This window comes from Sphingomonas adhaesiva, from assembly GCF_036946305.1.
Lineage (GTDB): Bacteria > Pseudomonadota > Alphaproteobacteria > Sphingomonadales > Sphingomonadaceae > Sphingomonas > Sphingomonas adhaesiva_B.
This window is the reverse complement of record NZ_JAQIJJ010000003.1, coordinates 92,921-105,599: the sequence shown is the minus strand read 5'-3', so window position 1 is coordinate 105,599 and position 12,679 is coordinate 92,921. Positions and strand designations below refer to the sequence as shown.

The 12,679-nt window shown below is 68.0% G+C and carries 10 protein-coding genes; 4 read left to right on the top strand and 6 right to left on the bottom strand.

Annotated elements, in window-relative coordinates:
- Positions 1-4 precede the first annotated feature (4 nt).
- The gene (locus PGN14_RS04085; protein ID WP_335298158.1) at positions 5-1,174 is read right to left on the bottom strand and encodes a carbohydrate porin; all 1,170 of its coding nucleotides are present in this window, start codon (positions 1,172-1,174) and stop codon (positions 5-7) included.
- Between the two features lie 271 nt (positions 1,175-1,445).
- Between PGN14_RS04085 and PGN14_RS04080 the strand changes: the two genes are divergently transcribed.
- A complete protein-coding gene (locus tag PGN14_RS04080; protein WP_335298157.1) occupies positions 1,446-3,275 on the top strand; it encodes a methyl-accepting chemotaxis protein in 1,830 nt (609 codons plus the stop codon).
- A 49-nt stretch (positions 3,276-3,324) separates the two neighbouring features.
- Here the strand turns inward: PGN14_RS04080 and PGN14_RS04075 are convergent, their stop codons facing one another.
- On the bottom strand, positions 3,325-6,381 hold the full coding sequence (locus tag PGN14_RS04075) for a Calx-beta domain-containing protein (protein ID WP_335298156.1): 3,057 nt from the start codon (positions 6,379-6,381) through the stop codon (positions 3,325-3,327).
- A 178-nt stretch (positions 6,382-6,559) separates the two neighbouring features.
- Between PGN14_RS04075 and PGN14_RS04070 the strand changes: the two genes are divergently transcribed.
- The gene (locus PGN14_RS04070) at positions 6,560-7,705 is read left to right on the top strand and encodes a helix-turn-helix transcriptional regulator (protein ID WP_335298155.1); all 1,146 of its coding nucleotides are present in this window, start codon (positions 6,560-6,562) and stop codon (positions 7,703-7,705) included.
- 81 nt (positions 7,706-7,786) lie between these two features.
- Here the strand turns inward: PGN14_RS04070 and PGN14_RS04065 are convergent, their stop codons facing one another.
- The 4 genes from PGN14_RS04065 to PGN14_RS04050 form a co-directional block, all read right to left on the bottom strand.
- Positions 7,787-8,467: a hypothetical protein gene (locus tag PGN14_RS04065; protein WP_335298154.1), complete on the bottom strand. Its 681-nt coding sequence runs from the start codon at positions 8,465-8,467 to the stop codon at positions 7,787-7,789.
- Positions 8,464-9,447, bottom strand: coding sequence for a sterol desaturase family protein (locus PGN14_RS04060; RefSeq protein WP_335298153.1), 984 nt, complete (start codon positions 9,445-9,447; stop codon positions 8,464-8,466). Before PGN14_RS04060 ends, PGN14_RS04065 begins: the two co-directional genes overlap by 4 nt.
- A 116-nt stretch (positions 9,448-9,563) precedes the next feature.
- Positions 9,564-10,370 (bottom strand): hypothetical protein, encoded by an 807-nt coding sequence (locus PGN14_RS04055; RefSeq protein ID WP_335298152.1) that lies wholly within the window; start codon positions 10,368-10,370, stop codon positions 9,564-9,566.
- Entirely contained in the window at positions 10,367-11,359 is a 993-nt protein-coding gene (locus tag PGN14_RS04050) for an isopenicillin N synthase family dioxygenase (protein ID WP_335298151.1), read from the bottom strand. Before PGN14_RS04050 ends, PGN14_RS04055 begins: the two co-directional genes overlap by 4 nt.
- Before the next feature lie 121 nt (positions 11,360-11,480).
- Here PGN14_RS04050 and PGN14_RS04045 point away from each other — a divergent pair, with 121 nt between their 5' ends.
- Complete coding sequence (locus PGN14_RS04045; RefSeq protein ID WP_335298150.1) at positions 11,481-12,419, top strand: LysR family transcriptional regulator; 939 nt, start codon at positions 11,481-11,483, stop codon at positions 12,417-12,419.
- Positions 12,420-12,498: 79 nt separating this feature from the next.
- Entirely contained in the window at positions 12,499-12,675 is a 177-nt protein-coding gene (locus PGN14_RS04040; protein ID WP_335298149.1) for a hypothetical protein, read from the top strand.
- Positions 12,676-12,679 lie beyond the last annotated feature (4 nt).

The window sequence follows — 12,679 nt, the reverse complement described above, 5'->3', positions numbered from 1 at the left end:
GGGGTCACGCCGACCAGTCGATCGACACGCGGATGCCCAGCACCAGCGCATCGTCGATCGTCGGATCGGCGGACGGGTTGATGACATATTGGATGTCGGGTTGCAGCGACACGCCGGGGACGATCTCGTCGCGGTAGGTGACCTCGACGATCGTCTCGCTGGTGCCGAGCGGCGGCAGGTCGGCGGGGTTGCTCAGCCGGTAGCTGCGCGCGAGCGCACCATTGCCCGCCCCCAACGAGAAGGCGCTGGCGGGGCGCGTCGCGACGGCGCGTTCCAGCAGCATCCCGGCCTGCCACCCGCCGCGGAACGGCGTGGTGCGGCCGTCCGACACGCCCAGCCGCAGGAAGCCGACCAGATGCCGCGCATCGCCCTCCGCCTCCCCGATCAGGTCGTGCTCCGCCAGCAGATAGATGCCCTGCGACAGATGATGATCGTCGGTCACCGTCACGCCGGGCGGGATGATCGCCGGCTGCTTGCGGGTATAGCGCCATGCGCCCACCGCCAGCTTGCCGCGCCCGGTCAGCCCCGCCTCCCCGATCAGCAGCGCGCCGTCGCGGCCCGACAGGTCGACGCCCTCCGCATCGCCGATCGTCCCCGCCTTCGCATTGACGACCGCAATCGCGGCATAGTGCCGCTCGGTCGCCACGCGCAGCCGCACCGCGAGCGCGGTCGACGGGAAGATCGCCGGGCCGTTGGTGCCCGTCGACGCCAGTTCCGACCCGACGCCGAACATCGGCGACACCAGCAGCCCGGCGGCATCGTTCTGGTAGAATTCGCTGTTCACGTCGTACAGCCCGGCGCGCAGCGTCACCCGCTCGCCGATGCCCTGTTCCAGCCACGCCTCGTAGAGTTTCAGCCGGCTGTTCGCGACCTCGATATTGTCGACGCCCTGGATCGAGCCAACCAGATCGTTCGGCCGCCCGCCCAGATTGTTGAGCAGCGAGACATGCGCCGACGCACGCTTCCACGCGATCGCGCGGTCCAGATCGGCATCCGCGACAACGTCGAGATTATCCAGGAAGCGCACGCCGCGCCGCACCCCGCCGGTCGCCACGCCGGTCGCATCGGCCTTGTATATGACGTTGATAGAAAAGGCTTTGTTGTCGGACTCATTCGTCTGCGCCGCAACCGGCGCCCCCATGCATCCGGTGATGATCGTCAGGACAGATGCCATCTGTGCCAGCTTCTTCATTGTAAGAAACCTCGCATACCATCGATATCAATGACCGGCTGATAATATGGACATGTGGAATGCGAATTGAGCGACGTGGTAAACACTTGCCATCTGCTTGGGCGTATTGCCGCCGTCCGTTGTTACGGAATATCAGGACAGACTATCGGATGTGACATTATGACATCGCCGGCCGTGTAGGATCGGCACGATAACCAGATATTAGACCGTCGGAGTCTATCCCCACGATCAGTTCGTCTGATGGGGGCATCGTATGCAGTCGATCAACAGGATGGTTTCGGCCGCGATCGCCGCGATCGTGATGCTGGTATTGGTATCGGCCGGGGCAAGCGTCTGGTCGAACGGCCAGCAGGGCGCGGCACGGTCCGCGATCACCCGCGGGTCGGGGTTGCTGCGCAACCATATGACCGCGGACATGATGCACGATTCGGTACGCGGTGACGTGCTGTCGATCCTGCGCGCGGCGAGTGCCGGCGACCTCGATCTGGCGGATAGCCGCAAGGCGCTGGCGGCCGACGCAAGCCTGCTGCGCAAGGCGGTGCTGGTCGATGCCGCTTATGCCGATGCGCCGGTCGTGATGGCCCAGGCGAAGAACATCCAGCCGAAGGTCGACACCTATGTCGCCGCCGCCGAGAAGATCGCCGCCGTCGCAACGACCGATCCGGCCCGGGCGTCCGCGCTGCTGCCGACGTTCCTCGCCGCCTTCGAGGATCTGGAAGGCGGGATGAGCAAGCTGTCGGACGCGATCGAGGGTCATCTGACCGACGTCAACCGACAGGCGTCGGAGATCGCGGAACTGGCCAGCATCCTGCTCGCCATCACGACCTTCGCGACCTTTGCGCTGGTCGTCGCGATCGGCATCGCGAGCCGTCGCCACATGGTGGCCCCGCTGCTGGCGCTGGTCGAGACGCTGAAGCGCATGACGTCGGGCGACATGGACGTCGCCATCCCGGCGATCGGGCGCCGCGACGAACTGGGGCAGCTGGCTGGCGCCACCGCCGCGCTGCGCGATCAGCTGGTCGCGGCGGAACGCGCGAAGGAGGAGCAGACGACGCTGATCGTCGACAGCTTCGGCAAGGCGCTGACGAAGCTGGCGGAGGGCGACCTCGTCGCGCGGATCGATGCCGATCTGACCGGCCCGTTCGCGCGGATCAAGGCCGACTTCAACGCCGCCGTCTCCTCGTTGCAGGCGACGCTGGCGAGCGTGACCGAGGCCGCCAGCAGCATCAACAACGGCGCCGACGACATCCGCCAGGCGTCCGACGACCTGTCGCAGCGCACCGAGCAGCAGGCCGCCTCGCTGGAGCAGACCGCGGCGGCGATGGACGAGATCACCACGACGGTGAAGGAAACCGCCGCTGGCGCGTCGCAGGCCAACCGGATCGTCGGCGAGGCACGCGAGGAAGCCAATGTGTCGGGCGAGATCGTGCGCCGCGCGGTCGAGGCGATGAACGGGATCGAGCGCTCCTCGGCGGAGATCAGCGACATCATCAGCGTGATCGACGGCATCTCGTTCCAGACCAACCTGCTGGCGCTGAACGCGGGCGTCGAGGCGGCGCGCGCAGGCGACGCGGGCAAGGGCTTCGCGGTGGTGGCGAGCGAGGTGCGCGCGCTGGCGCAACGCTCCGCCGATGCCGCCAAGGACGTGAAGACGCGCATCACCGCCTCGTCCAGCCAGATCGGCGCGGGCGTGCAGCTGGTGGGGGAAACCGGCGATGCGCTCAATCGCATCATCGGGCGGATCACGCAGATCGACGAGCTGGTCGCCGATATCGCCGCGTCGGCCGACCGACAGGCGACGGGGTTGCAGCAGATCAACACCGCCGTGTCCGAGATGGACGGCATGACGCAGCAGAATGCCGCGATGGTCGAAGAAGCCACCGCCGCGGTGCGCAGCCTGGCGTCGGACGCGAACGGCATGACGCGCCAGATCGCCAGCTTCCGCCTGGTCGATGGCCAGGCACAGCGCGCGCCGGGCGCCCGCGCCGCACAGGCCGGCGCCCGCCCGGTCGTGCAACTGCGGTCGCGCGCGGCGGGGAACGGCGCGCTGGCGGTGAAGGACGACGACTGGTCGGCGTTCTGAGGATTGCTTTCCCCGTCATTCCCGCGAAGGCGGGAATGACGCAGGAAGATCAGCGGAACCAGTAATCGCCCGGCGTCAGGATCGCATTATCGACGTAATGGACCACGATCGTGCCGTGGAACGTCGCCGAGTCGATGTCGTAATAATGCGCGCTGGGGTCGCCGGAGGCGGCGCTGCGCGTGGCGTCATAGGTCAGCCGCGCATGGGCACCGAACCCGCTGAACACGATCACGTCGCCGTTGCCATAGCCGTTGCCGGCGCCTTCGAAGTCCATGATCTCGTCCAGCTTCGCACCCGCCGCGACATCGCCGGGCGCGAAGACGAAGGTGTCGTTGTCCGCGCCGCCCCATAGCTGGTCGGCACCGGCACCGCCGGTCAGCGTGTCGCGCCCCGCCCCGCCATAGACGCGATCGTCGCCCGCGCCGGCGTTGAGCGTGTCCGCGCCCGCACCGCCGATCATGACATCGTCATAGGCGGTGCCCCGCACGCTGTGCGTCTGGCCGTCGCCCGAGACATCGAACGTCCGCCCGGCGGTGAAGCCGCCGCCGTAGATATAGGCCGGCGCGCTGCTGGAACCGCCCGGCCCGGTCACGGTGACCGCGACCGTCGCGGTGCCCACGCCGCCGCGTCCGTCCGATACCGAATAGGTGAAGCTGTCGCTGCCGACATAGCCGGTGAAGGCGGTGTAGGTGACCGCGCCACTGGCCGCGACGGTGACGGTGCCGTGCGCCGCATTCCCCGCCGCCGCGACGGCCAGCGCATCGCCCTCCGGATCGGTCGCGCCCGCGAGCAACGTGGCGGCGGAGAGCGTGACGGGCTGTCCGTATCCGGCGATCAGCGACTTGCCGAGCGGGACCGGTGCCTCGTTGACGTCGGTGACGGCGACATGGATCGCCTGCGATGTCGCCATGCCGTTGCTGGTCGCGGTGACGACGACGTCATAGATGCCGTTGCCGTCGGCGTCGGCGGGCGCCTCGAAATCCAGCTTGCCGCCGGTCGGCGCGAAGGTCAGCGCGCCGGTCGAGGACAGCGTGAACAGCGCCGCATCCGCGCCGCCGCCAATGGCATAGGTGACGGCGGTGCCGTCGGGATCGCTGGCGACGACATTGGTGATCGCGACCGGCGTGGCGGCCGGATTCTCCGCGATCGACACGGTCGCGTCCGCCCCGCCGCCGTTGCTGGTGATGACCGGCGCGTGATCGGTGGTGCCGACGTCGGGGATCGTGGCGCTGAACACCTGCGCCTTGATCGAATTGCCATAGCCGTCGCTGGCATCGTCCGCGATCCACGTCGCCACGAAATGCGTCGCGTCCAGCGCCGCGAGCTGCACATTCTGTTGCAGCGTATCCGTGCCCGTGCTCACCGCGAACTCGGCGCCCACCTTCTGGCCGTTGGCATCGAACAACTGGCCCTGGATGGTGTTCTTCTGCGTCTGCGACAGGTCGCCGTCCTGCCATGCGACGACGAAGCCGCTACCCAGCGGGATGACCGACGACAGGAATTGCTCGCCCGTGGCGACCGTGTTGACGCGGAACTCCTCGCCGATCTTCGCGCCGGTGGCCGAGAAGATCTGTCCCTTGATCGCCTCGCCGTAATAGGATCCGGTGCTGCCGTCGGCCATCGGGTCCAGCGTGGTCCAGGTGACGACCAGATTGCCGTTGGCCAGCGCGTTGATGCTCGGCGACCATTGGTAATTGGCGTCGAGCGTGTTGGCGATCAGCTCGCCGGTCGCGGGCGTACCGTCGGCGTTGAAGATGCGCAGCCCGATCGAGCCGCGATCCGGTCCCCAGTTGCCGTCGATCGCCCAGGTGAGCGCGAAGCCGCCATTGGCCAGCGCCACCGTCTCCTGCACATACTGGCCATAGGAATTGGTCGCCAGCACCAGTTCGTTGCCGACCGGCTGGCCGGCCGCGTCGTAACGCTGCGCATGGACGGTGTTGCTCGGCCCGTCCTGCCAGCTGACGAGGAAGCCGGACGCGAGTGCGGTGACCTCCGGATCGCTCTGCCCGGTGGTGCCGAGCGACCATTCGGCGCCCGCCTTGTTGCCCGCGGCATCGAACCGCTGGACCTTGACGCTTTGATCGCCGCCCTCGGCATAGCTGCGCCATGCGACGACGAAGCCGGTGCCGACCGCCGCGATCGAGGGATTGTCCTGATAGCCGTCGGTCGTGGTGTTGACCGCGATCTCGCCGGTCAGCGCCGTGCCGTCCGCCGCGAACAGCCGGACGCGCACGTCGTTGGCGCCGCCGGCACCGTTTTCGCCCAGAAAGTCCCACGCCACCGCGAAATGCCCGTTCGACAGACGCGCGACCGAGGGATATTCGTCGTTCGTCGCTACGCCGGGCCTGTAGCTGTCGACCAGGAACTCGCCGCCGACCTTGGTCGCGACGGCCGTCGTCGGTGCGTTGTTGTCGAGGATGTTGACGGTGCCGGTGGCGCGATCGAACGTGCCGTCGTTGGTGGCGTTCGACAGCGTGACGTGGAACCGCTCGTCATTCTCCAGCTGGGTATCGGTGTTGGTCTGGAAGGTGATGGTGGCGGTGTTCTGCCGCTCGGCGAAGTGCACCGTGCCGGTCGCGGTGGCATAGTCGCTGCCCGCGGTCGCGGTGACGTCGCCGGTCGCGAAATCGACCGAGAAGGCGCCGTTGCCGCCGGTGCGCGTGATCGTGACGGTGGCCAGCCCGCCCTCGGTCACCACGGCGTCGCCGATGCTGATGTGACCCGCGGCGGGATTGTCGTCGTTCACGATCTCCACCACCGCGGCGTCCTGCCCCAGTTCGGCACCGTTGGTGGGGTTCGCCAGCCGCACGTAGAAGATCTCGTTGCTCTCGTTGTCGAGGTCGCCGACGATCGGCACGTCGATCAGCACGCTGCTCTCGCCGGCGTGGAAGGTGACGGTGCCCGCCACGCTCTGATAATCGACGTCGGGAGTCGCCCAGCCGGTGGCGCCGACGAAGGAGTCCGTCGCATAATCGACGCTGAAGTCGTAGGCGGCCGGTCCGTCCGCCAGATACAGCATCACCTGCGCTGTGGTGACGCCGGAATCGCCCTCCACCGCCTGGACATATTGGCCGTACACCAGCTCGCGACCCGATTCGATGCTCATCCCAGCCTCCCGTTGCTGTCGACGGGCCGCGACATCCGCCCCGGATTTGCGTCGCGGCCCCTTCGTGCGTAGCTAGATCACGGCCCGGCGGTGCGGTCGTCCACCAAATGGTGGAGCGCGGCGTGCTTCGCGTCGCCTGTGCCAAAATGGGCTTCACGGCGGAGCGGGGGGCTTGCGCATGGCGATCGATCTGTCGGCGGAGACGGTGTCCGACCTCATCGGCGACATCTATCATTGCGCGCTGGAGCCGGAGAACTGGCCCGCGGCGCTGGCGCGACTGCGCGCGCTGCTGGGCTTCGAACATGCCACGATCAGCCTGCAGACGATGCCGACGGGACGCGTGCTGTTCAATTTCCACAGCGGGATCCCCAGCCCGTGGCTGGAGCGGATCGGCGATTATGGCGAGGATATCGTCGCCTTATGGGGCGGCACGCGCGCGATCGCGGCGGCCCCGATCGAGCAGCCGGCGGTGCTGTCGCGCATGAACCCCGCGGTGGGCGACGGCACCAGCGACAATCGCTATTACACCGAATGGCGCCGGCCGCAGGGATTGATCGACACGGTCGCGATCGGGCTGATCCGCGACGACACCGCGCTCGCCGCCGCCAGCCTGGTACGGCACGAGCGGCAGGGCCCGATCGCCGAGGCCGATCTGGAACGCGTCCGCTTCTTCGCGCCGCATCTGCGCCGCGCGGTCACGATCAGCCGCCTGCTCGACGGCGCCTCGCTCGCCGCCGCGACGTTCGAGGCGGTGCTGGACGGGCTGGCGATGCCGCTGGTGGTGGTGGATGGCGGCGCACGCCTGCTCCATGCCAATGCCGCGGCCAGGGCGATGATCGAGCGTGGCGATCCCTTTCGCGTGCGTGACGACCTGCTCTCGCTCGCCGATCCTGCCGCGGCGCGCGCGCTGCCGGGGATGCTGGCCGCCGTGCGCGAGCCGGCGGCGTCCGCGTGCGATCTGCCGATCCGGCTGGCGGACGGCAGCGCGGCGGCGCTGCACCTCCGGGCGCTGACGCTGGGGACGCTCCGCTGGGGCGTGCCGCGCACCGGCACGGTCGCGATCATTCTGTCGGAGGCGGCGAGCGGGACGGACTCGATCCCGGGGCTTGCACGCCGCCTGCTCGACCTCAGCCCCAGCGAGGCGCGCGTGTTCGAGGCGGTGGCGCGCGGCGAGCCGGTCACCGCGATCGCCGCCGCGGAGGGCGTCAGCGTCAGCACGATCCGCACCCATTTGCTGCGCATCTTCGAGAAGAGCGGCGTGCATCGCCAGATCGACGTCATGAAGCTGGCACAGGCGTTCCGCAGCCCGTTGTCGGGCGCGTGACGGCACGCGTGATGCTGTAGGGTGCAATCGCGCCACGTCGTCATTGCGACCCCGGTCTTGAGCCGGGGTCGCAACGACGGATCAATCGCCCGACAGGTCCCCCGCAAGCCGTTTCGCGAACGCCTTCCTGACGCGCCACGCCTCCAGAAAGCGGCCGGCGACATAGAGGAAGGCGAAGATGCCGGCGAAGACATAGGCGGCGGTGGGCTTCGGCTTCTTGTCGTCGTCGGGCTTCTTGTCCTTCTTCGGCGCATCGGGGGCGGGCGCGCCCAGCGCCTTGTCGATCGCATTCTGCGGCAGCTGGATCTGCTTCTTCTCCGCCTTCTTCTTCGCGGCCTCGGCGGAGGGAGCCTCCAGCTTGCCGACCAGCACGGTCGCCTGCGCGAAGGCCAGGAACAGCAACGGCGCGAGGAAGCAGAGCAGGAGGATGCGGCTGACCAGCCGATAGTGCAGCACCGGCGCCGCATCCGTGGTGCGCGCCTCCAGCACGCCGCGGTCGAAGACCGCGAGCGGATCCTGCGCCGCGGGATCGGTCTTGTGGAAGGTCAGCGTGTCGCCCTGCTGCTGCACCGTCGTGCCGGTATGGCGGAACAGCGGCATCAGCCGGTCGAAGGCGTCGTCCGGCGTCTGCCCGGGCGCCAGCGGGACCGCGCCCTCGATATGCCAGATCGTCTCGATCCAGCGGCGGAGCGACGGTGCCCGTCCCTCGCCCGCCCCCTCGCCCGCCGGTGCGGCCGCCTCGCCCATCGCCGCCGCGGTCATTCCGCGGGCACCGCGTGCGGGGCGCGGCCGAAGCGCTCGCGCATCGTCTTCCACGCCTCGGTGAAGGGATAGGTCATCTGCTCGCGGATCGACATGCGGCGGCCACCCTCCATCCCCAGCAATTCCGCCTCGCCATCGACGCAGGTGCCGAAGAGGCGGTCGATGAAGATATAGGTGTTGGAATAATTGCTGCGGCTCGCCTCGAAATCCTGCGAATGGTGCAGGCTGTGATGCTCGGTGGTGTTGAACAGGAAACGCCACCAGCGCGGCGTGTTGAAGCGGACGTTGATATGCTGGTAGGTGCCCACCGCCAGCCCGATCGCCCCCGCCAGCAGCGCGGCGCGCGGCAGGAAGTCGAAGAAGCCGCCGATGCCCAGCCCGATCAGGAACAGCTCGACCGGATTTCCGACCGCGCCCTTGTTGATGTTCAGCTGCGTGATGTAGTGGTGGACGGAGTGGGTCAGCCACAGCGGATACCAATTGTGCATCCCGCGGTGCATCCAATATTGCCCGAAATCGAAGATGAACGAGATCAGGAACGCCTGCACCAGCAAGGGCGCACTCATGAACCAGGCCAGCTTGTCCCATTCCAGCCCGCTCTGGATCGCCGAGATGATCGCGCCGTCGCCGATGAATTCGTCGACCAGCCGCAGCGCGGTATAGCCCAGACCGACGTAGAAGAGGTCGACGGTCAGTTCCTTCCACGTCAGCTTCCAGCTCTCATAGCGCGGGAAGAAATATTCCATCACCAGCAGCAGCGCCTTGAAGCCGATGCCGATCCAGATTGCGGTCGATGCCTTGGCGATCGAATTGGGCGCGTAATACCAGAAGAGGATCAGCCCGAAGAGCATTGCGGGCTGGAAGCAGGTGAAGAAGATCTGCTTGAACCGCCCGCCCTCGACCCGCGGCACGTTTTCCCATCCGACCGTCACCGGCGACTGCGCCCCGATGATCCTGTTGCCGACGCGAACCCCGTTCATCTGTCGCCCCTCGTTCTGATCACGGCTGTGAAGGGGAGGATTCCGGACGGCGGCGTAATACGCCACCCGCGAACGTCATATGGACCCCATAGATGCCGCCTATGCGATGGCCGCCGTCAGCGCAGCGGCACCGCATGACGTGCGAGATGCGCCGCCTCGCGCCGCCACCAGTCCGCGGCCGCCGGGGTGCATGCGGTCGTGATGCCGAACGCCATCTCCGGGACATGAGCGTCGACCGCGAAATGGAGCGTCCGCGTCGCCTGCGCCAGCGTCACCGAACCGTCCGGCTCCAACGCGAACGCGCCATCGAGGATCGCGGCGCCGACGCGCGGCGGCTGCGTGCTCCACGTCACCCGGTCGCCATCGAGCGCGACCGACACCTCATAGTCGTCGATCCCCGCCTCCGGTGCCCGCGCGATCGCGAGCGCGATCTGTGCGCCCGCGACGATCAGCCCGCCGTCGCGGGGTCGCCGCGCACCGTCGCCACGATCGGTGACCGCGACGAGGCGCAGGCCCAGCAATGCACCGGTCGCGGCCTGCTGCCGCCAGTCCTCGACATAGGCGCCCGACGGCGCGAACTCGATCACGCTGTTGCCGATCGCGACCAGCCGCGCCGGCTCCGGCCATTGGTCGTGCGGCTGATAGCTGGACGCGATGTCCCACGACATCTCGCTCGCCGCCGCGTCCCATCGTGTGTCACCGACCCAGCCCTGCCGCAGGTCGGGCGGGGTCGCGGCGCCATCGGGCAGCCGCAGGTCGATCGTGAACGTGCGCGACTGGAACCAGAAGACGCGCGTGGCCATATCGGTCAACCCGTTGCAGAAGGTGATCGCGTGCCGCCGGAACGCGCCCAGCAGGTGCGCGGGGAAGGCCGCATCGGCGGTGCGCGGCGGCAGCGCGGCGAGCAGCTCCGCCAGCGTCACGCCTGCACCCCGAACGACCCGAGCGGCAGCGGCTGCGCCAGCGTCACCTCGCCGCGCGCCTGCCGCTGCTTCAGATAGGCGAAGGTCTGCGCGGTCTGGTGGAACAGATGCTCGCCGCAGCGGATCGGGGCATAGCGACGCGCGCCGTGCGGCGGTACCAGCGGCGCGACGACATGGTCATAGTCGCAGGTGAAGAACAGCGGGAAGGAATAGCGCTCCTCCGCCACCTTCTTCACGCGATGCGTGGTGGCGAGCCAGCGGCCGTTGGACATCAGCTCCATCATGTCGCCGATGTTCATCACCATCGTACCGTCGACGGGCGGCACGTCGCGCCATTCGCCCGAACGGTCCATCACCTGCAACCCGCCCGATGTCGCGAACAGCAGGGTGAAGCATTCGTAATCGGTGTGCGCGCCGATCCCGGGGCGATCCTCCGCCGCGGGCGCGAGCGGATAATGGATCAGCCGCAACTGGTTGGGCGGGTGACGCAGATGCGGCGCGAAATGATCCTCCGCCAGCCCGAGCGCGCACGCGAAGGCGCCGAACAGCTGGCGCCCGATCGCGTCCAGATGGCGGTAATAGGCCAGCACGTCGTCGCGGAACCCCGGCAGGTCGGGCCACAGGTTCGGCCCTAGGAGCGGGCGGCGTCCCTCCGCGTGCGGATAGTCGTTGTTGACGTCATAGGCTTCCTTCAGGTCGCGCGTGCCGCCGCCGAACTCCTCCTCACCCGCGGGCACATAGCCGCTGTGGTTGGACGATCCGCCGATATAATGCGCCATCTTCGCCGCCATTCCCTGCGCGAAATAGCGTTTCGCGGTGGCGAGCAGGCGGTCGGCCAGTCGCCAGTCGAGCTGCGCGCCGCGGATATAGAGGAAGCCCGAGCGGCGGCAGGCGTCGTCCAGCGCATGCGCCACCGCGAGGCGGTCCGCGACGCTCGAACCAGCAAGATCGGAGATGTCGACGATCGGCAGCGCGGCGGGGTCGTTCATTGCGCCATATCGCCACGCGCAGGGCATAGAGAAAGATGGAGATCATTTATGGTTTGCATCAATTCGATCTATGAGGCGATAAGCATGGCCCATCTGACAACGGGCCGCCGGAAGGACATTGATGGAAGAGCGGACGGTGCCGACCGACCGGAAATTCGCCAGTCGGGTCGACTGGAACCTGATGCGCACCTTCGTCGATATCGTGCGCGCGGGCGGCATCGGCGCGGCGGCGCGCCAGCTCAACAAGCAGCAGCCGAGCATCAGCGCCGCGCTGAAGCGGCTGGAGGAGCATGTCGGCGCCACGCTGCTCCACCGCACCGCCACCGGCGTGGAGATGACCGCCGCGGGCAAGGCGATGATGGCGCTGTGCGAGGACATGCTCGAATCCGCGCGGATGATGCCGCACCAGATCGCGCAGGCGACACGCCGGGTCGAGGGCATCGTGCGGATCCAGATGGTGTCCGCCATCGTCTCGTCCGAGCTGGACGAGGCGATCGCCAGCTTCCACCGCCGCAATCCCGACATCCATATCGAGATCCGCGTATCGCCGTGGCGCGAGGTGCTGGACGCGCTGGAGCGCGGCGATGTGGAGATCGGCGTCGGCTATGACGGTGGCGATCGCGGCAGCCTGGTGTACGAACCGCTCTTCGTCGAGCGCCAGCAGCTGTATTGCGGGCGCAGCCACCCGCTGTTCGGCTATCGCGTCGGGCGGCTCAACGAGTTGAAGGACGAAGGCTTCGTCCTGACCGGCGCCGACGAGATCGAGACGATCACCCGGCTGCGCCGCCGCTATCGGCTCGGCACGCGCGTCAATGGCGTGGCGGAGGACGTCAACGAAGCGCGACGGCTGATCGTCAACGGCGTCGGTATCGGCTTCCTGCCGGTACTGTCCGCGCGCGAGGCGGTGGCGGCGGGCGCGTTGTGGCCGATCCTGCTGACCGAGTTCGAACCGTCGTACGACATCTTCCTGCTCGCGCGCGCGCAACCGGCGCGCGACACCGCGACGCAACTGTTCATCGACGAAGTCTATCGCCGCATCCGCGCGCAACGCCACTCCTGACGACGAAGGGCATAGATGCTGCCTATGCGTTCCATAGACGATTCCCGTCTGCCGCGATGACCCCGTGCTGGATCACCCTGTGCCCTCGTTAACGGAGGAACAGGTGCGCAGCGACCAGCGACCGGCGTTCATCGATGCGATCGGCAGCCTCGCCCGCCGCATCGGACGACTGCTCCTGAACGGACTGGCCGCACGCGCCAGCGCGGTGGGCGGGCTGCCCAACCTGTGCGCCCGCTCCGCCGGACGGACACCATAGGGAC